Source organism: Nocardioides ochotonae, from assembly GCF_011420305.2.
GTDB classification, from domain to species: Bacteria; Actinomycetota; Actinomycetes; order Propionibacteriales; family Nocardioidaceae; genus Nocardioides; species Nocardioides ochotonae.
On the sequence record NZ_CP061769.1, the window covers coordinates 2,027,854 to 2,048,011 of the forward strand.

The 20,158-nt window shown below is 73.2% G+C and carries 20 protein-coding genes and 1 tRNA gene; 12 read left to right on the forward strand and 9 right to left on the reverse strand.

From position 1 onward, the window contains the following. Window positions 1-37: 37 nt before the first annotated feature. Both HBO46_RS09805 and HBO46_RS09810 read left to right on the forward strand, forming a co-directional pair. Window positions 38-985 (forward strand): aldo/keto reductase, encoded by a 948-nt coding sequence (locus tag HBO46_RS09805; RefSeq protein WP_166138344.1) that lies wholly within the window; start codon window positions 38-40, stop codon window positions 983-985. 4 nt (window positions 986-989) lie between these two features. Then, entirely contained in the window at window positions 990-1,208 is a 219-nt protein-coding gene (locus HBO46_RS09810; protein ID WP_153337227.1) for a DUF5703 family protein, read from the forward strand. 81 nt (window positions 1,209-1,289) lie between these two features. On the opposite strand, the gene HBO46_RS09815 is transcribed toward HBO46_RS09810, so the two are convergent. Then, complete coding sequence (locus HBO46_RS09815) at window positions 1,290-2,624, reverse strand: M20/M25/M40 family metallo-hydrolase (RefSeq protein WP_166138341.1); 1,335 nt, start codon at window positions 2,622-2,624, stop codon at window positions 1,290-1,292. An 80-nt stretch (window positions 2,625-2,704) separates the two neighbouring features. Here HBO46_RS09815 and HBO46_RS09820 point away from each other — a divergent pair. The 4 genes from HBO46_RS09820 to HBO46_RS09835 all read left to right on the forward strand — a co-directional run bounded on the left by HBO46_RS09820 (window position 2,705) and on the right by HBO46_RS09835 (window position 4,531). Beyond that, window positions 2,705-2,793: transfer RNA gene (locus HBO46_RS09820), tRNA-Leu, on the forward strand. A 97-nt stretch (window positions 2,794-2,890) separates the two neighbouring features. After that, on the forward strand, window positions 2,891-3,403 hold the full coding sequence (locus tag HBO46_RS09825) for a hypothetical protein (protein WP_166138338.1): 513 nt from the start codon (window positions 2,891-2,893) through the stop codon (window positions 3,401-3,403). Window positions 3,404-3,503: 100 nt separating this feature from the next. Beyond that, window positions 3,504-3,962 carry a TA system antitoxin ParD family protein gene (locus tag HBO46_RS09830; RefSeq protein ID WP_166138335.1) on the forward strand — a complete coding sequence of 153 codons (459 nt, stop codon included), beginning with the start codon at window positions 3,504-3,506 and terminating at the stop codon, window positions 3,960-3,962. Beyond that, the gene (locus tag HBO46_RS09835; RefSeq protein WP_166138332.1) at window positions 3,959-4,531 is read left to right on the forward strand and encodes an AAA family ATPase; all 573 of its coding nucleotides are present in this window, start codon (window positions 3,959-3,961) and stop codon (window positions 4,529-4,531) included. The genes HBO46_RS09830 and HBO46_RS09835 overlap by 4 nt, the downstream gene beginning before the upstream one ends. Window positions 4,532-4,577: 46 nt before the next feature. Here HBO46_RS09835 and HBO46_RS09840 read toward each other — a convergent pair whose 3' ends face one another. Beyond that, on the reverse strand, window positions 4,578-5,615 hold the full coding sequence (locus tag HBO46_RS09840) for a GmrSD restriction endonuclease domain-containing protein (RefSeq protein ID WP_166138329.1): 1,038 nt from the start codon (window positions 5,613-5,615) through the stop codon (window positions 4,578-4,580). A 94-nt stretch (window positions 5,616-5,709) separates the two neighbouring features. Here HBO46_RS09840 and HBO46_RS09845 point away from each other — a divergent pair, with 94 nt between their 5' ends. After that, complete coding sequence (locus HBO46_RS09845; protein WP_166138326.1) at window positions 5,710-6,507, forward strand: SDR family NAD(P)-dependent oxidoreductase; 798 nt, start codon at window positions 5,710-5,712, stop codon at window positions 6,505-6,507. A 17-nt stretch (window positions 6,508-6,524) separates the two neighbouring features. On the opposite strand, the gene HBO46_RS09850 is transcribed toward HBO46_RS09845, so the two are convergent. Continuing rightward, window positions 6,525-6,971: a GAF domain-containing protein gene (locus HBO46_RS09850; RefSeq protein ID WP_166138323.1), complete on the reverse strand. Its 447-nt coding sequence runs from the start codon at window positions 6,969-6,971 to the stop codon at window positions 6,525-6,527. Between the two features lie 127 nt (window positions 6,972-7,098). Here HBO46_RS09850 and HBO46_RS09855 point away from each other — a divergent pair, with 127 nt between their 5' ends. The 3 genes from HBO46_RS09855 (at window position 7,099) to HBO46_RS09865 (ending at window position 10,179) form a co-directional block, all read left to right on the forward strand. After that, window positions 7,099-7,647 carry a type 1 glutamine amidotransferase domain-containing protein gene (locus tag HBO46_RS09855; RefSeq protein WP_166138320.1) on the forward strand — a complete coding sequence of 183 codons (549 nt, stop codon included), beginning with the start codon at window positions 7,099-7,101 and terminating at the stop codon, window positions 7,645-7,647. Between the two features lie 45 nt (window positions 7,648-7,692). Next, complete coding sequence (locus HBO46_RS09860; RefSeq protein WP_166138317.1) at window positions 7,693-8,271, forward strand: LysR family substrate-binding domain-containing protein; 579 nt, start codon at window positions 7,693-7,695, stop codon at window positions 8,269-8,271. Between the two features lie 99 nt (window positions 8,272-8,370). Continuing rightward, the gene (locus HBO46_RS09865) at window positions 8,371-10,179 is read left to right on the forward strand and encodes a BCCT family transporter (protein ID WP_317983894.1); all 1,809 of its coding nucleotides are present in this window, start codon (window positions 8,371-8,373) and stop codon (window positions 10,177-10,179) included. On the opposite strand, the gene HBO46_RS09870 is transcribed toward HBO46_RS09865, so the two are convergent. Next, window positions 10,145-11,581: a GuaB1 family IMP dehydrogenase-related protein gene (locus HBO46_RS09870; protein WP_166138314.1), complete on the reverse strand. Its 1,437-nt coding sequence runs from the start codon at window positions 11,579-11,581 to the stop codon at window positions 10,145-10,147. The two genes, HBO46_RS09865 and HBO46_RS09870, sit on opposite strands and share 35 nt — an antisense overlap. A 65-nt stretch (window positions 11,582-11,646) precedes the next feature. Here HBO46_RS09870 and galK point away from each other — a divergent pair, with 65 nt between their 5' ends. Beyond that, window positions 11,647-12,849, forward strand: coding sequence for a galactokinase (galK, locus tag HBO46_RS09875; RefSeq protein WP_166138312.1), 1,203 nt, complete (start codon window positions 11,647-11,649; stop codon window positions 12,847-12,849). A gap of 120 nt (window positions 12,850-12,969) precedes the next feature. Then, window positions 12,970-14,130, forward strand: a complete 1,161-nt coding sequence (locus tag HBO46_RS09880) for a hypothetical protein (RefSeq protein ID WP_166137882.1) — start codon at window positions 12,970-12,972, stop codon at window positions 14,128-14,130. A 14-nt stretch (window positions 14,131-14,144) separates the two neighbouring features. Here HBO46_RS09880 and HBO46_RS09885 read toward each other — a convergent pair whose 3' ends face one another. The 5 genes from HBO46_RS09885 to HBO46_RS09905 form a co-directional block, all read right to left on the reverse strand. Beyond that, window positions 14,145-15,359, reverse strand: a complete 1,215-nt coding sequence (locus HBO46_RS09885; RefSeq protein WP_166138309.1) for an acyl-CoA dehydrogenase family protein — start codon at window positions 15,357-15,359, stop codon at window positions 14,145-14,147. After that, a complete protein-coding gene (locus tag HBO46_RS09890) occupies window positions 15,359-16,723 on the reverse strand; it encodes an acyl-CoA dehydrogenase family protein (protein ID WP_166138306.1) in 1,365 nt (454 codons plus the stop codon). The genes HBO46_RS09885 and HBO46_RS09890 overlap by 1 nt, the downstream gene beginning before the upstream one ends. Before the next feature lie 128 nt (window positions 16,724-16,851). Then, window positions 16,852-18,045, reverse strand: coding sequence for a fumarylacetoacetase (fahA, locus tag HBO46_RS09895; protein WP_166138303.1), 1,194 nt, complete (start codon window positions 18,043-18,045; stop codon window positions 16,852-16,854). Beyond that, window positions 18,042-18,944: a hypothetical protein gene (locus HBO46_RS09900; protein ID WP_166138300.1), complete on the reverse strand. Its 903-nt coding sequence runs from the start codon at window positions 18,942-18,944 to the stop codon at window positions 18,042-18,044. Before HBO46_RS09900 ends, fahA begins: the two co-directional genes overlap by 4 nt. Further along, window positions 18,941-20,155 (reverse strand): homogentisate 1,2-dioxygenase, encoded by a 1,215-nt coding sequence (locus tag HBO46_RS09905; protein ID WP_166138297.1) that lies wholly within the window; start codon window positions 20,153-20,155, stop codon window positions 18,941-18,943. The genes HBO46_RS09900 and HBO46_RS09905 overlap by 4 nt, the downstream gene beginning before the upstream one ends. Between the last annotated feature and the right edge of the window lie 3 nt (window positions 20,156-20,158).

Consider the following 20,158-nt stretch of genomic DNA (forward strand, 5'->3'; position numbering starts at 1 on the left):
CGACGGCGTCCGTGAGTGGGACCACTACGTTTCTGCCATGCAGCTCAGGTCCCTCGGCCAGACCGGTCTCCGCGTGTCCCGTCTCGGCCTCGGCACGATGACGTGGGGACGCGACACCGACGAGCACGAGGCGCGCGACCAGCTGATCGCGTTCGCCGAGGCCGGCGGCACGCTCCTCGACACCGCGGCCAGCTATGGCGACGGCGCCGCCGAGGAGCTGATCGGCTCCCTCATCGGCGACGTCGTGGCACGCGACGAGATCGTGCTCGCCACCAAGGCGGGACTGGTACGCCGCGGGGACTCCCGTCGTGTCGACACCTCCCGCGGTCACCTGCTGCCCGCGCTGGACCGCTCCCTCAAGCGGCTGGGCGTGGACCACGTGGACCTGTGGCAGGTGCACGTGTGGAGCGACCGCACGCCGCTGGAGGAGACGCTCCAGGCGCTCGACCTCGCGGTGACGTCGGGGCGCGCGTCGTACGTCGGCATCTCCAACTACACCGGCTGGCAGACCGCGCAGGCCGCGACCTGGCAGCGCGCGGTGCCCGGCCGGGTGCCGCTGGCCTCTACTCAGGTGCAGTACAACCTGCTCAACCGCGGCGTCGAGCACGAGGTGCTCCCGGCCGCCGACGCACTCGGTCTCGGCGTGCTGGCCTGGTCGCCGCTCGCCGGCGGCGTGCTGACCGGCAAGTACCGCAGCGGCACCCCCGCCGACTCCCGCGCCGCCGACCCGTGGTTCGCCTCGCGGGTGGAGAACTACCTCGACGGCTTCGGTCGCGGCGTGGTCGAAGCGGTGGCGCGCGCCGCCGACGGGCTGGGCTGGACCCCGCTCGAGGTGGCCCTGGTCTGGCTGCGCGACCGCCCCGGCGTGACCGCCCCGATCCTCGGCGCGCGCACCGCCGCCCAGCTGCGCGCCGCGCTCGCGATCGAGGAGCTGTCGCTGCCCCCCGAGATCGTCCTGGCCCTGGACGACGTCAGCGAGGAGTGAGCCGATGTCCCGTGTGCTGCGTCAGCCGCTGCGCCCCGGGGTGGAGTGGGAACTCGACAGCGTCACGTTCTCCCCGGAGTACCCCCGCGGCGTGGTGACCAAGCTGCTCACCGAGCGCGCCGAGCAGGGCGGCTGGGAGCTCGACCGGGTCCGCATCGGCGCCGACGGCGTACGCCGGGTGCTGCTCCGGCGGCGGGTGATCAAGGCGGTCCGGACCGCCTGAGAACCCCACGTTTGGTCCCCAACGACACTTTTCGTGGCCGATCTGTTGTCGTTGGGGACCAAACGTGAGGGTGTCGGGCCCTCAGACCTCGTCGAGGAACCGGTCGAAGACCCGGGCGCCGAACTCCAGGGCGTCGACGGGGACCCGCTCGTCGACGCCGTGGAACAGCGCGGTGAAGTCCAGGTCGGCGGGCAGGCGCAGCGGCGCGAAGCCGTAGGAGCGCATCCCGAGCTTGCGGAAGTGCTTCGCGTCGGTGCCGGCACCCATCAGGTACGGCGCGACGAGGGCGTCCTGGTCCTCGGCGAGGATGGAGCGGGTCATGGCGCGCACCAGGTCGCCCTCGTACGGCGACTCCCAGGGCTGCTGGTGGCTGACCATGTCGATGTCGACGCCGTCACCGACCAGCTCGCGCAGCGTCGCGAAGAACTCGTCCTCGTACCCGGGCAGGAAGCGGCCGTCGACGTGGGCGGTCGCCTCGGTCGGGATGACGTTCACCTTGTAGCCCGCGTGGAGCATCGTCGGGTTGGTGGAGTTGCGAAGCACGCCGCCGAGCATCCTGGTTGCGGGGCCGAACTCCTCGACGAGCTCCTCGACGTTGTCCGGGGTGACCTGGGTGCCGGCGAGGTCGGCGACCGTGGCGAGCAGCACCTCCATCGCCGGGGTGAGCCGCACCGGCCACTCGTGGGCGCCGATCCGGGCCACCGCCTGGGCGAGGCGGGTGACGGCGTTGTCAGGGTTGACCATCGAGCCGTGGCCGGCGCGGCCGCGGGCGGTGAGCCGCATCCAGGCCATGCCGCGCTCCGCGGTCTCGAGGAGGTAGAGCCGCCGCCCGCGCACGGTCGTGCTGAAGCCGCCGACCTCGCCGACGGCATCGGCGACGCCCTCGAACTCCTCGGGGTGGTCGCGCACCAGCACCTCGGCCCCCTGGTGGCCGCCGGCCTCCTCGTCGGCGGTGAAGCACAGCACGATCGGCCGGGTGGGCACCGCGCCGGCGAGCTGGCGGGCGCGGACCACCGAGAGCAGCATCGCGTCGAAGTCCTTCATGTCGACCGCGCCCCGCCCCCACAGGTAGCCGTCGCGGATCTCACCGGAGAACGGGTCCACCTGCCAGTCCTCGGCCGCCGCCGGGACCACGTCGAGGTGCCCGTGCAGCAGCAGCCCGTCGCCCTCGGTGCCGCCCCAGCGCGCCATCACCGACGTACGACCGGGGCTGGACTCATAGATGCGCGGCTCGATGCCCACGTCCGAGAGCAGGGTGGCCACCATCTCCGCGGCGGGCCGCTCCCCCGGCCCCGAGTCGTCGCCGTAGTTGGAGGTGTCGATGCGCAGCAGGTCGCGGCACAGCTCGACGACCTCGCCCGCGGGGTCGTACGGCGGTGCCGCGACGGTGGTCAGGTCGTGGGGGTCAGCAGCCATGAGGTCAGCATGACATCCGCTCAACCACCCCCCGATTCCGTGTTTCCCCGGACCCAGTGTTAAGTTTTTCCAGCACTCGGGTCCGGGTGGCGGAATTGGCAGACGCGCTAGCTTGAGGTGCTAGTGCCCTTTATCGGGCGTGGGGGTTCAAGTCCCCCCTCGGACACCAGCGGAACGGCCAGGCTCTCGACAGAGAGCCTGGCCGTTTCTCATTTCACTCGTGGCTGCGAACCCCTCAGCTCCGCGTCCACGCGCGCCTGCGCGGTGTGTGGATCCTGTCGATCTTCGCGGTCGTCTGGTCTGCGGCTGCCGCCTCCGGCCTGTCCGCGACCGGCGCCTCGGCCGCCGCCCTTCCGAGCGCCGTGGCGGCCGTGGTCGTGTCGCTGGTCCTTGTCGTGGTCGTCCGGCGCTCGGCTCACGACCCGGCCCTTGCCCGGGCCCGCAGGCTCCCGCCCTGGTGGTCGCGCGGCGTCGCTGCGGTCAACATCGCTCAGCTGCTGGTTATCGCGGCCGTGGCGATCGGCCTGACGAGGCTGGACCAGGCCGCCTACATCCCGGCGGCGGTCGCCGCCGTCGTCGGCCTGCACTTCCTGCCCCTGGCTACCGCCTTCGACCAGCCCCAGTACCGCGGCACCGCTGTCGTGCTGGTCGTGGTGGGACTTGGCGGTGCGGTCCTGGTCCTGGCCGGCGCCCAGAACGTCACCGTTCAGGCTGCCGTGGGTTACGCAAGCGCTGTCGTCCTGTGGTGCTCGGCTGCGCACGTCGCCACACGCAACTGAACCGACCCGGCCACCACAGCACGGTGCGTCCTTCTGATGGGCCGTAGCAGAGTGCTACGTTGGTAGACAAGTGCTACACCCCGGAGGTGCCTGGAGGTGCATGGTGGGAACCAAGGCTGAACGCGTCACCCGCTTCGACGAGGCCCTGTTCGAGACCGCCGCGGCCGAAGGGTCACGGCAGTCACGGTCGGCTCGCCAGCAGCTCGAGCACTGGGCGCGACTCGGTGCTGCGCTCTCTGCCCAGGTCGAGGCGCCCCTGAACCGGGTCCGCCTCGCGCTCGAGGGCACCATTGCCCAGCGGGACCTGACCCTCGATGAGGCGCGCCAGTTCGACGCCGCGATCGCGGTCCGCATCGATGACGCCGTGGCGCACGCCGACTTCGCCTCTGCCCCGCTGCCGAACTTCGCCGAGGCCTCGCCCGACCCCCACCGCGTCCTGGCGGACCTGGCCTCCCGCGAGGAGGTCAGTGAGCGTGCGCGCGAGCAGCTTCGTGAAGCACTGGCAGCACTGGACCAGGCCCTCGAAGCTGAGCCGCAGTCGGCAGAGGCCGGTCGGTGACGCGACTGGACCTTGTCGTTGGTCCCAACGGTGCCGGGAAGTCGACCTTCGTCGACCGGATCCTTCTCCCCACGTTCCCGCACCAAGCTTTCGTCAACGCCGACGAGATCGCCAAGACCTACTGGCCAGGCGACGAAGTCGTGAAGTCGCGGATCGCTGCCCGCCTTGCCGAGGTCCTGCGCGCGGCCTTCGTGGCGATGGGTGAGCCTTTCATCGCCGAGACCGTCTTCTCCCACCCCTCGAAGATCAACCTCATCGAGGAGGCAGTCGCCGCCGGCTACCGAGTTCACCTGCACGTGCTGATGCTTCCCGAGGACGAGACCGTCGCACGCGTGGCGAAACGCGTCACCCAAGGCGGGCATCAGGTGCCCGAGGAGAAGGTCCGCAGCCGCTACCAGCGACTGTGGGAGAACGTCGTCCGCGCAGCTCTTCTGTGCGACACCGCTGACTTCTACGACAACACCGCACGCAGCCCGGTGCGGGTGGCCCGGCTGAGTGCCGGCATCGCCTATGGCGCGGTCGCATGGCCGGAGTGGACACCGAAGGACCTGACCGACTCCTGGCGCTGAAGCCGGCGCCCTCACCGCGACGGCTTCGCGACCCGCCGGGTCGCGCTCAGGACTCGCAGACCGTGCCGTCCCCGTCACCGTCGCGGTACCAGGCGTACTCGGGGTCGCGGCCGCGCACGTAGGGGCCGTGGCCCGCGGCGATCGCGGAGGTGCAGTAGTCGAAGCGCGGGTCCAGCCCGGCTCCGCCACCGCTGTTACCCGCCGTCGGCGCAGCCGGTGAGGCCGGTGCAGCCGGTGTGGTCGGCGTCAGCCGGCCCGAGTCGGAGGGCCGGGCGTCGGCGACGGTGCTGCCGCGCAGCTTCGCGAGGCGCACGGTGAGCGGACGCTTGCCGCAGCTGGCGGCGTACCGGGTGAGCGTCCTGTGCTCGAGCGGGTCGACGCTCAGGCCCCACCGCACCTTCACCGCGACCCAGGATGAGACGTAGACGCACGACTTGTACGCCGGCATCCACTGCGCCGGGTCGGCGTCGGACTTCGTGCGGTTCGACGAGGCGCTGACCGCGATCAGCGCGCGCCGGTCGCCCAGGTCGTTGGCGAACGCCTCGCGCCGCTCTGCGGACCAGGCGTGCGCTCCCGAGTCCCACGCCTCGGCGAGCGGGACCAGGTGGTCGACGTCGAACGAGGACGCGCTGGTCGTGGTCACCTGGTCGTAGTAGGAGAACCACTCCCCCGCGACCACCGTGCAGCCCGGTGCCAGGCGCGCCCCCGGGGCGCGGTTCTGGGTGATCAGCACCTCGTCGCGGGTGTCGCAGCCGTTGCGGTCGGCGTCGGACCAGTGCGCGAACAGGTCACGGTCATAGCCGGTACGGCGTTCGGGGGCGACCGGCAGCGCGGCGACCGCGGCGGCCAGCGAGGTCTTCACCCGCTCCCCCGGACGGCCCTCCAGCGCGGCCGGGGCGCGGTCGGGGCGTGCATCGGAACTGGGGCCGGAGCTGGGGCTGGGGCTGGGACGCGCGCTGGCAGAGCTCGTCGGCTCCCCGGTGCTGGGGGCGCTCGCGGTCTCGGGGCCCTCCGCCGCGGGCGTGCAGCCGGCGACGAGCAGCAGCGCGAGGCCGACGCCCGCGGCGCGGACGCGATGCGACATGGCAGTGGCGGAGGGGACGGAGGGCGCAGACACGGCTCGATCTTGACGTGTCGCACCGACACTCGCGCGGGCGGGCACCCCGATACGGTGAGGCATGCAGATCTCTGGACGAGTCTTCCTGGTCACCGGCGGCGGCAACGGAATCGGCCGGGAGGTCGTGCTCGCGCTCCTGGCCCGCGGAGCACGGGTCGCGGCCGTGGACCTCAGCGTCGAGGGGCTCGCGGAGACCGCGCGGCTGGCCGGCGCGTGCACCCGGCTGACGACCCACGGTCTCGACGTGGGCGATCGCGCCGCCGTCGAGCAGTCCGTGGCCGACGTGCTGGTCGCGCACGGCCAGCTCGACGGGGTTCTCAACGTCGCGGGCATCATCCAGCCGTTCGTGGCGGTCAAGGAGCTGGACCGCACGGCCTTCGAGAGGGTCATGGCGGTGAACTTCTGGGGCGTGGTCAACGTGACCACCGCGGCGCTCCCGGTGCTGCTCACCCGACCGGAGGCCTCAATCACCAACGTCTCCAGCATGGGCTCCTTCATCGCGGTCCCCGGCCAGACGGCGTACGGCGCGAGCAAGGCGGCGGTCAGCCAGTTCACCGCCGGGCTGTGCTCGGAGCTGCGGGGAACCGCCGTGGCGGTGACGCTGGTGCTGCCCGGCGGGGTGAGCACGGGGATCGCCGAGAACTCCGGGGCGCAGGTCGCGGTGCAGGACGCCGAGGACGCCCCGATGCAGCTGACCACCGCCGTCGACGCGGCCCGCCAGATCGTCGAGGCGACCGAACGCGGCAGCTATCGGGTCCTGATCGGCAAGGACGCCCGGTTCCTCGACGCGTTCACCCGGGCGATGCCGCGGCGGGCCAACCAGTTCATCGCCCGCAAGCTCGCGTCGCTGGTCGGCTGAGGGCTGGCCGGGCCGGCTCAGCCGGCCGCCCGGATCCGCTGGAAGTTGCGCCCGCCGCGCTCGAACGACGCCACGACCGCTGCGGGGACCCGAGGCTCGTCGACCGGCTCCTCCCACGCACACGGGCGCACGTGCACCAGGTCCGCGGCGTGGGCCTGCCGCGTGGCGTCGTAGCGCCAGGGACCGGTGACCACGCCGCGGCGATAGCGTCCATCGACGTCGCGCGTCCAGACCACCGCCCCGTCGGGCACGGCGGCGAACCGCTCGACGCGCCGGGCGGTGCGCTCGCCGTGCTCCACGACGGTGCGCGCCACGATCTCCGCCAGTCCCGCGTCGGGTCCCGGAGCCGGGTCGAGGCGACCGCCGATCCCGACGAGCCCGAGGGAGACGGCACGCGCCTGGGCCATTGCGTCGTCGACGTCGTCGCGTCGGCTGCGCAGCGGGGCGCGGTAGGTCTCGGGCATCACTCGATCCTAGGGGCCCGGGGCTGGGGCCCGCGGACCCCGGGGCACCGCCGTCAGGAGTGCGGTCGGTTTGAACATGTGCCCACCGGCTACCGCGAACGGCGTACCCCGATGAGAGGACCACGACATGGCAGAGCAGCAGTTCACCTCCGAGACCAAGGTCGCCTTCCTCGTGGCCCCCGAGGGCATCGAGCAGATTGAGCTCACCTCCCCCTGGGCAGCGGTGCGCGACGCCGGTGCCGAGCCGGTCCTGATCAGCACCGAGCCGGGGAAGGTGCAGGCGTTCGAGCACCTCGACGCGGCCGACACCTTCAGCGTCGACGCCGTGGTCGGCGACGTACGGGTCGAGGACTACGCCGCCCTGGTGCTCCCCGGTGGCGTGGCGAACCCCGACGCGCTGCGCATGGATGAGACCGCCGTGGCGTTCGTGCGCGACTTCGTCGCGTCGGGACGCCCGGTGGCGGCGATCTGCCACGCGATCTGGATGCTGGTGGAGGCCGACGTGCTTCGCGACCGGGAGGTCACCTCCTGGCCGAGCCTGCAGACCGACGTGCGCAACGCCGGCGGACGCTGGACCGACGCCGAGGTCGTCACCGACGCCAACCTCGTCACCAGCCGCAAGCCCGACGACCTGCCCGCCTTCAACCGCGAGCTGCTCAGCCGAATCAACGGCTGAGGCCCCGCACCCGGCGTCACGCCCCCGAGCCCTAGGCTCGGGGGCGTGACTGCCTTCCGCGTGGGATTCGTGACCGGTGCGACCCCTGACAAGTGGGCCCGGGCCTGGCGCGAGCGCAGCCGGATCCCCCTCGAGCTGGTCCCGGTCGAGGAGGACCAGCAGGAGGCCTGGCTGCGCGACGGCTCGCTGGACATGTGCCTGGTGCGCCTGCCCGTCGATCGCGAGGGCCTGCACTGCATCCCGCTCTACGAGGAGCGCCCGGTGGTGGTCGCCGGGCTCGAGCACGTCGTCGCGGCCGCCGACGAGGTCACGCTGGCCGACCTCGAGGACGAGCAGCTGGTGCTCCCCCACCGCTCCGGCTGGACGCCGAGCGCCGAGCAGCTGGACTGGCCCCCGATGAGCGTCCGCGACGCCGTCGAGGTGGTCGCCTCGGGCACGGGCATTGTGCTCGTGCCGATGTCGGTGGCGCGCCTGCACCACCGCAAGGACGTCGTCAGCCGTCCGGTCGCCGACCTGCCGCCGACGACGGTCGGCCTGGCCTGGCTGATCGACAACGAGGACCCGCGCGTGCAGACCTTCATCGGCATCGTGCGAGGCCGGACCGCGCGCAGCTCGCGCACCTGAGCGGCCACCTGCTCGGCGCCGTCCGCCCCGTCGATCGAGCGGGTGAGTCCCCTCACGATTCCGTGTGTCGCGCGGATGGCGGGGGTATGTAAGCCCCTCGTGAGCAGACAAGGCGAGACCTCCCGTACCTCGAGCGCCGCGGACCGCTTGCGCCGCGTCGCCGCCAGTCCGGTCGACGACGTGGTGCCCCACCCGGTCCTCGATGTGGCCCCCAGTGCGACCGACCGGGTCCGTCCCGGGCTGGACCGTGTCGTGTTCGGCGTCACCGCCGCGCTGGCGCTCGCGTTCCTGGTCTGGGGCTTCATCAGCACCGACTCGCTGGCGTCGGTCTCCGGGGCGTCGCTGGGCTGGACGATGGACAAGGCCGGCTGGCTGTTCGTCATCACCGCCAGCGGCTTCGTGGTCTTCGTCCTCTGGCTCGCGCTGAGCCGGTTCGGCGCGATCACCCTGGGCCGCGACGACGAGGAGCCGGAGTTCCGCACCACCTCGTGGGTCGCGATGATGTTCAGCGCGGGCATGGGCATCGGCCTGATGTTCTGGGGGGTCAGCGAGCCGATCGCGCACCTCACCACGCCGCCGCCGGGCACCGAGGGCGGCACCGAGGCCGAGGCGATGAAGACCGCCATGTCGACCACCCTGTTCCACTGGACCCTGCACCCGTGGGCGATCTACGCCGTGGTCGGTCTCGCGATCGCGTACGGCGTGTACCGCAAGGGCCGGGTGCAGCTGATCTCCGCGGCGTTCGAGCCGCTCCTGGGCCGCCACGCCCGCGGCCCCGTCGGCAAGGTCATCGACATGCTCGCGATCTTCGCGACGCTGTTCGGCTCGGCGGCCTCGCTCGGCCTCGGAGCGCTGCAGATCGGCAGCGGCCTGGAGATCGTGGCGGGCCTCGACGAGGTCGGGAACGGCCTGCTGGTGATGGTCATCGTGGTGCTGACGGTCGGCTTCGTGGCCTCCGCGGTCTCCGGCGTGGCCCGCGGCATCCAGTGGCTCTCCAACATCAACATGGTGCTGGCCCTCGTGCTGGCGCTCTTCGTGTTCCTGGTCGGCCCGACGATCTTCGTGCTCAACCTGCTGCCGACCGCGATCGGCGGGTACGTCGCGGACCTGCCGACGATGGCGGCGCGCACCGGTGCCGAGGGCGGGGACACCAGCGACTGGCTGCAGGGCTGGACGGTCTTCTACTGGGCCTGGTGGCTGTCGTGGACGCCGTTCGTCGGCATGTTCATCGCCCGCATCTCGCGCGGGCGCACGATCCGCCAGTTCGTCTCCGGCGTCCTGCTGGTGCCGAGCCTGGTCAGCCTCGTCTGGTTCTGCATCTTCGGCGGCGCCGCGATCGACCTGCAGTCCTCCGGCGCGGCCGACATCGCCGGCGCGGCCTCGACCGAGTCCCAGCTGTTCACGATGCTGGAGGCCTACCCCGCGGCGACGGCGACCAGCATCCTGGTCATGGTGCTCGTCGGCATCTTCTTCATCTCTGGCGCCGACGCCGCCTCGATCGTGATGGGCACGCTCTCGGAGCGCGGGACGACCACGCCGCGGCGCGGCACGGTGGTGTTCTGGGGTGTGGCCACCGGTGCGGTCGCCGCGGTGATGCTGCTCGTCGGCGGGTCCGAGGCCCTCAACGGCCTGCAGTCGATCACGATCGTCGCCGCGCTGCCGTTCGTGCTGGTGATGGTCGGGCTCGCGGTCGCGCTGGTGAAGGACCTGCGCGCCGACCCGGTGGTGCTGCGCCGGGCCTACGCCCGCGAGGCCGTCGAGCAGGCGGTGATCGCCGGTGTGACCGAGCACGGCGACGACTTCGTGCTGTCCATCGAGTCCACCGGCGACGGCCATGACGACAAGAACGACGGGGACGACCAGTTGGTGACCGTCACCACGACGTCGACAGGGGCCGGCCCTCGCTGAACCCCGCGGCCGACTGCACGCCCACGATCGCGTGGGCGTGCAGCTCGGCCAGGTTGCGGGCGCCGGCGTAGGTGCACGCCGAGCGCACCCCGGAGCAGATCTCGTCGATGAGGTCCTCGACGCCGGGACGGGCCGGGTCGAGGTACATCCGCGAGGAGGAGATGCCCTCCTCGTAGAGCGACTTGCGCGCCCGGTCGTAGGCCGACTCCCCCGCCGTACGACTCGCGACGGCACGGCTGGAGGCCATGCCGAAGGATGTCTTGTAGGCCCGGCCGTCGGCGTCCAGCATCAGGTCGCCGGGTGACTCGTGGGTCCCGGCGAACCAGGACCCGACCATCACGCTGGCCGCGCCCGCGGCGAGCGCCAGGGCGACGTCGCGGGGATGCCGCACGCCGCCGTCCGCCCAGACGTGGCGCCCGAGCTCGCGGGCCACCGCGGCACACTCGAGCACCGCGGAGAACTGCGGGCGACCGACCCCGGTCATCATCCGGGTGGTGCACATGGCGCCCGGGCCGACGCCGACCTTGACGATGTCGGCCCCGGCCTCGATGAGTCGCGCCGTCCCCGCGGCGGACACGACGTTGCCGGCCGCGACCGGCACCGGCGGCTCGAGGGAGCGTACGGCGGCGAGCGCGTCGAGCATCCGCTCCTGGTCCCCGTGCGCGGTGTCCACGACGAGGCAGTCCACGCCGGCGTCGAGGAGGCGGGCCGCCTTGTCCCCGACGTCACCGTTGACGCCGACCGCGGCCGCCACCCGCAGCCCGCCGTTCAGGTCGGTGGCCGGGGTGTAGAGCGTGGCGCGCAGCGCGCCGGTGCGGGTCAGCACGCCGACCAGGCGTCCCTCGTCGTCCACGGCGACCGCGAGCCCGGCCCGGGTGCCGTCGAGGGCCTCGAACGCCGTGCGCGGGTCGGTGTCCTCGGCGATGGTGACCGCCGGGGGGACCATCACCTCCCGCACCTGGGCGAACCGGTCCACGTCGACGCAGTCGTCCTCCGCGACGACCCCGACCGCCCGGCCCTCGCTCACCACGACCGCCGCGCGGTGGGCGCGCTTGGGGATCAGCGACAGCGCCTCGGCCACGGTCTGGTCGGGGCGCAGCACGATCGGGGTGTCGAAGACCAGGTGCCGGCGCTTGACCCAGGCCACCACCTCGGCCACGACCGGGATCGGGATGTCCTGGGGCAGCACGACCAGCCCGCCCCGGCGGGCCACGGTCTCGGCCATCCGGCGCCCGGCGATCGCCGTCATGTTGGCGACCACGATCGGCACCGTGGCGCCGGTGCCGTCGGCGACCGAGAGGTCCACGTCGTAGCGGCTGGTCACCGTGGAGTGCTCGGGGACCATGAAGACGTCGTTGTAGGTCAGGTCGTGCTGAGGGACCGAGTCTGTGAGGAAGCGCACGCCACCTGACGATACGCGCCATGGGGTCGCCCGGGAGCCGGACGCGCGCGACCTAGGGTGACGTCATGCCCCTGCTCGAGCCCGGCAGCCCCACCGACCTCATCGCCACCACCACCGCAGCCTTCACCGAGCGGTTCGGCCGGCCCCCGAGGCTCGTCGGGTGGGCCCCCGGGCGGGTGAACCTGATCGGCGAGCACACCGACTACAACCGCGGCCTCGTGCTTCCCGTCGCCCTGCCGCACGCCACGTGGGTGGCGGTCGCACCCCGCGCGGACCGGCAGCTGCGCCTGTCCAGCGCCCAGCAGGACGCGCTGTGGACCGGCACGCTCGATGACCTCGAGCCCGCGGCGATCACCGGCTGGGCCGCCTATGCGGCGGGGGTGCTCTGGGCGCTGCGCGAGGAGGGCCTCGAGATCCCGGGGCTGGACCTCCACGTGCACAGCACGGTGCCGCTCGGCGCGGGCCTTTCCAGCTCCGCGGCGCTGGAGTGCGCCGTCGGTGTAGCCCTCGTCGGGCTGCTGGGTCGGTCCCTCGAGGACACCCACGACGGCGTACCCCTGCGCGACGTGCTGGTGCGCGCCGGGATCCGCGCGGAGACCGAGGTCGCGGGCGCTCCCACCGGCGGCATGGACCAGACCGTCGCCGTGCACGCCCGCGCCGGCAGCGCCCTGCTCATCGACTTCGATGACGGCGCCCGCCGCCACCTCGACCTCGACCTCGAGGGGCGCGTCCTGCTGGTCACCGACACCCGGGTGAGCCACGAGCTCACCGACGGTGGGTACGCCGCGAGGCGCGCCGACTGCGAGGCCGCGGCCAGCGCCCTCGGTCTGGACTCCCTGCGCCGGGCGAGCCTCGAGGACGTCGAGGGGCTCACCGACGAGCGGGTACGGCGCCGCGCGCGCCACATCGTCACCGAGATCGCCCGGGTGCAGCGCACCGTCGATGCGCTCGCGCAGCGGGCCTGGTCCGAGGTGGCGCGCTGCTTCCTGGACTCCCACACCTCGATGCGCGACGACTTCGAGATCAGCACCGACGAGCTCGACACCGCGGTCAGCGTGGCCGTCGAGGCCGGGGCGCTGGCGGCCCGGATGACCGGCGGCGGCTTCGGCGGCTCCACCGTCGCGATCGTGCCGGAGGAGCGGTTGTCCGCGGTGGTGCGTGCGATCGACGCGGCGTTCACGCAGCGCAGCTACGCCGCGCCGAGCCACCTGGTCGTCCAGCCCGGGGCCGGCGCGTCGGTCGAGGCGGTCGACGCGCTCGGCGGCTGATCTCGCCGACCAGTGGGTGACCGCGGGGCGGACGGTGCCGTGTGGGTCGGCATACTCGGGGTACGGAGAGGCTGCGGCCCCGCCGCGCCCTGACCTCGTCGGACCCCGGAAGGATCTCCCATGGCCCGCAAGAGCCCGATCAGCTTGATCAAGGATGCCGCGCTCGACACCCTCAAGGACCCACTGGCCGCGGGCCAGAAGGCGATCGGCCAGGCGAAGGCCACGGTCGGGCTCGGCCGGGCGGTCGCGGACCAGGTCGCGGCCGGTGTGCTCACCCGGGTCGGCGAGACGCTGGAGTCCGTCGCCGCGCTCGCCGGTCGCGCGGGTGAGGACCTCGACGTGCCCCCGGTCAAGGACGAGGACACCACCCGGTCGGCGCCCGTGGTGCCACCGGCCACGCTCGCCGCGGACCCGATGATGCAGGACGCCGACACCCGCGCCGTGAAGAAGGCCCCGGCCAAGAAGGCGCCCGCCAAGAAGGCCCCGGCGAAGAAGGCCCCGGTCGCGAAGGCGGTCGCCACGAAGGTGCCGCCGGTCGCCAAGGGCCCGGTCACCAAGGACCCGGGCGCGACCAAGGACCCCGGGGCCCCGACCCCGACTCCGAAGGCGGCCGCCACCAAGGCGCCTGCTGCCAAGGCTGCCCCGGCCGCGAAGCCCGCCTCGGCCGCGAAGGCCCCGGCGGCGACGACGTCCACGCCGCAGACCTCGATCGACGCCGGCGCGGACCCCTCAGCCGTGGCGGCGACCCCGAACGACGTGGCCGCGAAGATCGCCCCGGCGGCGAAGAAGGCCACCACGAAGGCCACCCCGAGCGCCAAGAAGGCTGCCGCCAAGACGACTCCCGCCAAGAAGACCGCGGCCAAGACCACCACCGGCACGAGCACCGCCAAGAAGGCGCCCGCGGCGACCAAGGCCGCCGCTCAGCGGACCGCTGCGGCCACGACCTCGGCGCCGCAGACCTCGATCGACGCTGCCGCCGACCCTGCCAAGGTGGAGGCCACGCCGGCCGACATCGCCAAGACCGCCACCCCGAAGACCGCCACTCCCCTGGCAGCCGAGGCCGCCACCGAGGCCGCCGCGACCTCGGCGTCGACCCCTGCCGCGAAGCAGGGCGCCGCCAAGAAGACCGCCAAGAGGAGCACGGCCAAGAAGAGCGCGGCGAAGGCGTCGGCGCCCGGCGGGCAGCTGCCCGCGAAGAAGGCGCCGTCCCCGAAGGCCACCACCGAGGGCGGCGACGGGTCCGCTGCGGAGGCTGCGCAGTCGGGGTCGACCGAGGCCTGATCGCCGGCCCGGGGCTACCTGAGCTCGGTGCTCGAGAGGCCCAGCACCCGGCGCGCGACGATGAGCTGCTGGATCTGCTGGGTGCCCTCGAAGATGTCGAGGATCTTGGAGTCCCGGGCCCACTTCTCCAGCAGCTCGGTCTCGCTGTAGCCCAGTGAGCCGCACAGCTCCACGCAGCCCAGCGTGATCGCCGACCCGACCCGGCCCGCCTTGGCCTTCGCCATCGAGGCCTCGAGCGAGTTCGGCAGGCGGTTGTCGGCCTTCCACGCGGCCTGGAGCATCAGCAGGTAGGCGCCCTCCCAGTCGGCCTCCAGCTCCAGCAGCCGGGCGGCCGCGGCCGACTGCACCTGGGCCGGCCGGTCGTGGTCGACGGCGACGCCGGCGCGCGCCAGCAGGTCGCGGGTGAGGTCGAGGGAGGCCCGCGCGCAGCCGACCGCCATCGCCGCCACCAGCGGCCGGGTGTTGTCGAAGGTCGCCATCGCCCCGGCGAACCCGCCGGCCTCGATCTCCGGTGCGCCGAGCATGTTCTCCGCCGGGACCCGGCAGCCCTCGAGCAGGATGGTCGCGGTGTCGGAGGCGCGGATCCCGAGCTTGTGCTCCAGGCGCTCGACCCGCATCCCCGGCGTACCGTGCGGGACGACGAAGGACCGGATCGCCGCCCGGCCGCGGTCGCGGTCCAGCGTCGCCCAGACGACCACGTGGTCGGCGCGGCTGCCCGAGGTCACGAAGATCTTCTCGCCGTCGAGCACGTAGTGGTCGCCGTCGCGGGTGGCGGTGGTGCGGATGCGCGCGGAGTCCGAGCCGGTGCCGGGCTCGGTGATCGCCATCGCCGCCCAGACGCGCGCGAAGCGCGCGAGCTGCTCCTCGTCGGCCACCGAGGCGATCGCGGAGTTGCCGAGACCCTGGCGGGGCATCGCGAGCAGCAGGCCGACGTCGCCCCAGCACATCTCGGTGATCGACAGCACCGACGCGAGATGGGACCCGTTGCGCACCCCGTCGGGCGGCAGGTCGCCGTCGTGGGTCCGCACCCCCGCGGCGCCGGCTCCCTCGCTGGCCCCGGAGGCGGCCAGCCCGTCGATCATCGCCGCGAGCATGTCGAGCTCGTGGGGATGGGCGTGCTCGGCGCGGTCGTAGCGCCTCGAGATCGGGCGCAGCATGTTCATCGCCACCTGGTGGGCCTGGCCCACCAGCGGCCGGAACCTCTTCGGGGTCTCCAGGTTGATGGCCATCAGATGAGCACCGCACCTTCCATCACGCCGATCGCCCGCAGGTCGCGGTACCACCGCTCCACGGGGTGCTCCTTGACGAACCCGTGGCCGCCCAGCAGCTGGACGCCGTCGAGACCGATCCGCATGCCGTGCGTGGCGCACAGCTGGCGGGCGAGGGCCACCTCCCGGGCGAAGTCCTGGCCGGCGGCGGCCCGCGAGGCCGCCTTCCAGGTGACCAGGCGCATCGCCTGGAGCTCGATGGCCATGTCGGCCACCATGAACGCCACCGACTGCCGGTGCGCGATCGGCTCCCCGAACGCCTCACGCTCGGTGACGTACGGCGTGACGTGGTCGAGCACGGCCTGGCCGACCCCGACCGCGAGCGCGCACCAGGCGAGGCGGGAGAGGCGCACGCACTCGCGGTATGCCGTCCCCTCGGTGTCACCGAGCACGGCGGCCGCGGGCACGGAGACCCCGGTCAGGTGGAGCCGCGCGAGCCCGGCGGCCCGCACCCCCATCGACGGGTCGGCCTCGACGGCGAGGCCCGGTGTGCCCGCCTCGACCAGGACCAGGACCGGGCGGCCCTCGAGCATCGCGCCCACCACGAAGAGCTCGGCCTCGGCGCCGCGCGGGACGGCGGACTTCATGCCGTCGAGCACGATCTGCCCGCCCCGGCGCTCGGCGCGGGTGGCCGGCTCGAGGACGTCGAAGAGGACCCGCGGCTCGCAGAGGGCCAGGGCCGCGGCCGGGAGGTCGTCCCCGCCGAAGGTCGGGAGATAGGTCTGCTGCTGCTCCTCGCTCCCCCACAGTCCGAGGGCGGTGGCGACCGCGCCGGGGGCCAGCGACGCGACGGCGAGCCCCAGGTCGCCGTGACCGAGCGCCTCGGCGACCAGCGTGCCGGCCATCGCCGAGCGGTCCGCCACGACGCCCCCGAGCGTGTCGGGCAGGCCCAGGACCGGGAGCCCGAGCTCCTGTCCGGCGCGCAGCACCTCGTGCGGTGCCGCGCACGCGGCGTCGGCCTCCGCGGCGGCGGGCCGCAGCACGTCGGCGGCCAGCGGCCGGGCGACGTCGAGCAGCAGCTGCTCGTCCTCGGTCGGGGTGAGGTCGAAGACGCCGCGCGCGGCGGTCGCGGCCGGCCGCAGGCCCGCGGAGTGCGGCGACCCCATGCGCCGGAACGTGCGCCCGGCCGTGGTCGCGGCCCGGAAGCCGCCGCGGGTGGCGGTGTAGACGGCCCGCTCGGTCGGGCGTCGCAGCCCGGTCCGGTCGAGGAGGTCGCTCTGGGCGAGGCGGTGCAGCGCGGCGACGGCGTAGCCGATCGGGTCACGCGTCTCCTGGCTGGCCAGCCCGTGCCGACCGCCTGCGCGCAGGCTCTGGAGGAGGGACATGCGCACAAGGTAACTGCTAGTTACACATCACGCGACACTCTTCTGGAGAAGAGCGATGCGAGACGGTGGCCCGGACAGAAGGGGGACGTGGGGGGTGTCCGGGCCACCGCTCGGCTCAGGGGACGGGCTCAGGCCTGTCGGGCGGGGAGGATGCGCGCGCGGGCCTCGCCGAAGCCCAGGCGGGTGCCGTCCGGGCCGGGGGCGGAGGCGGTGAGGACCACCTCGTCGCCGTCGAGGAGGAAGGTGCGCTCCTCACCGGCCACCTGGACCGGCTCGGCGCCGCCCCAGGTCAGCTCGATGAACGCACCGCGCTGGTCCTTCTCCGGCCCGGAGATGGTGCCGGAGGCGAACAGGTCGCCGGTGCGGGTCGGGGCGCCGTTCACGGTCAGGTGCGCGAGCATCTGCGCCGGCGACCAGTACATCTCCTTGTACGGCGGGCGGGTGACGACCTCGCCGTTCCACTCCACCGCCAGGTCGACGTCGAGGCCCCAGGGCTGCTCCATCGCCAGGTACGGCAGCGGCGTCGGCTCCTGGGTGGGCGTGGCCACCTTGGCCGCGGCCAGCGCGAGCATCGGCACCACCCATGGGGACACCGTCGAGGCGAACGACTTGCCCAGGTTGGGGCCGAGCGGGACGTACTCCCAGGCCTGGATGTCACGGGCCGACCAGTCGTTGAAGAGCACCACGCCGAACAGGTGGCGCTCGGCGTCGGCCACGTCGATGGGCTCCCCCATCGCGTTGCCGGTGCCCACGACGAACCCGAGCTCGGCCTCGATGTCCAGGCGGACCGAGGGGCCGAAGACCGGCTCGGGGTCCTGCGGTCCCTTGCGCTGGCCACAGGGACGCACGATGTCGGTGCCGGAGACGACGATCGAGGCGGAGCGGCCGTGGTAGCCGACCGGGAGGTGCTTCCAGTTCGGCATCAGCGGGTCCGGGTTCTGCGGGCGGAAGAGCCGGCCGAGGTTGGACGCGTGGTGCTCCGAGGCGTAGAAGTCGACGTAGTCGGCGACCTCGAAGGGCAGGTGCAGGGTGACCGCGGAGAGCGGGTGCAGCGCCTCGGGCGCCACGTCGCCGCGCAGCCGCTCGGCGATCGCGGCACGGACGGCCACCCAGCGCTCGTGGCCGGTGGCCATGAACGGGTTCAGGGTCGAGGCGGTGAACGCCTCGGCCTCGGGCAGGTCGGCGAGCAGGATTCCGAGGTCCACGACGGTGTCACCGAGCCGGGTGGCGACCCGGCGCGGTCCCGCGCCGACGGAGTAGACGCCATAGGGCAGGTTCTGCAGGCCGAACTCCGACCCCTCGGGGGCGGTGACGGTGGTCATCGGGTGGGTCCTTCCGGGGTGGTGGGTGCGGGAACGAGCGTGGGGTCGAGCAGGCCGAGGCCGGCGAGCTCCTCCACCGGCTCGAGGATGCTGCAGGTGCCGAACGAGCGGAACTGCCGGCGCAGACGGGTGGCGGCCGCGTCGTCGATCGCGTCGCGCAGGAACGTCGCGAGGGTCGTGCCGTCGCGCTCGGCGAGCAGCCGCTCGACCTCCGCGACGTCCGCGCCGTCGAGCGCGGCGTCGACGGCAGCGATGAGGTTGACGAAGCCGTGCTGCTCGAAGCCGGTGTCCGGGTCGGTGTTGCGGATCGCGTGGTGCAGGCCGGCGGTGGCCTTGAACGGTACGCCGGCGCGCGCGGTCGCCACGACCGCCTCGGCCAGCTCGGCCTCGTCCGGGTACAGGTCGGCCCGGACCCCGCCGGTGCGCAGCTTGGCCAGGTACGGCGTACCGGCCAGCGCCGCGACGACGTCGGGGCGTCGCGCGTCGCGCGGCACCTCGAGGAAGACCGTGACGCCCGCGTGCTGGGCGAGCGCCCGGTCCAGCAGCGGCACGACCGCGTCGGCGGCCGTGTCGGGCGCGAGCGCCACCTCGACTCCCTCGACGCGGACCGCGGGGATCGCGTCGGCGTCGGCGAGCGCCGGGACCAGGTCCGCCAGGGTCGCCACGGTCAGCGCGATCCCGAAGGAGCCCGCGGGCTGCCCGGCGAGCAGCCCGTCGAGGTCGTCGAGACGTGCCGCGGAGACGATGAACGGCCCCACGAGGGACGCGTGCGCCGACCCGAGGTGCTCGAGGTGCGCGGGCACCGCGAGCTCCAGGGGGAGGTTGCCGGGCGGGAAGATCGCGGCGTCGTCGCACAGCCCGCGCAGCAGCGCGTCCGGGACCGGTCCGGTCGCCGTCATGCCGTGCCGCCCTCCCCGCCGAGGCGCCGGCCGCCGCTCCAGGAGTAGGCGTAGCTGCCGTCGTCGGTCGCCAGCCCGGCCTCGCCGAGCTCGAGCGGGCGGAAGGTGTCCACCATGACCGCGAGCTCGTCGAAGAACTCCGCACCGATCGAGCGCTCGTAGGCGCCCGGCTGCGGGCCGTGGGCGTGGCCGCCGGGGTGCAGGCTGATCGAGCCCTGGCCGATGCCGGAGCCCTTGCGCGCCTCGTAGTCGCCGCCGCAGTAGAACATCACCTCGTCGGAGTCGACGTTGGAGTGGTAGTACGGCACCGGGATCGCGAGCGGGTGGTAGTCGACCTTGCGGGGCACGAAGTTGCAGATCACGAAGTTCTGCCCCTCGAACACCTGGTGCGCCGGCGGCGGCTGGTGCACCCGGCCGGTGATCGGCTCGTAGTCGGAGATGTTGAAGGCGTAGGGGTAGAGGCAGCCGTCCCAGCCCACGACGTCGAACGGGTGCTCGGGCAGCACGTGCACGCTGCCCACGATCCCCGCCGACGTGCGGTGCTTGACGTAGACCTCGACCTCGGTGCCCTCGACGACGCGCGGGGCGCTGGGGCCGCGCAGGTCGCGCTCGCAGTACGGCGCGTGCTCGAGCAGCTGGCCGAACTTGGACAGGAACCGCTTCGGCGGGCCGATGTGGGAGTTGGCCTCGATCGCGTAGATGCGCACCGGGCCCTCCGGCACCACGCGGTACGTCGTGGCGCGCGGCACGATCACGTAGTCACCGGTCGCGGCGTCGATGTCGCCGAAGACGGTCTCCACGCGGGCACGGCCCTCCTCGACGTAGAGGCACTCGTCGCCGATCGCGTTGCGGTAGTACGGGCTCGGCTCGGTCGCCACGACGTACGCGAGACGCACGTCGGCGTTGCCGAGCAGCAGCCGGCGCCCGGTGACCGCGTCCACGCCCCGGGTCGACTCCTCGTCGGGGAACAGCGCGTGGGTGTCGAGGTGGATCGGGCGCAGCGGGTGGTTCGGCGTCAGGCTCTGGTCGCCGACCTCCCAGACCCGCACGTCGAGGACGGCGGAGGGGATGTTGACGTGGTAGAGCAGCGAGGAGTCGGAGGAGAAGCCCTCCTCGCCCATCAGCTCCTCGTAGTACAGCCCGCCCTCGGGGGTGCGGTGCTGGGTGTGGCGCTTCGGGGGGACCGAGCCGGCGGAGCGGTAGTACGGCATGGG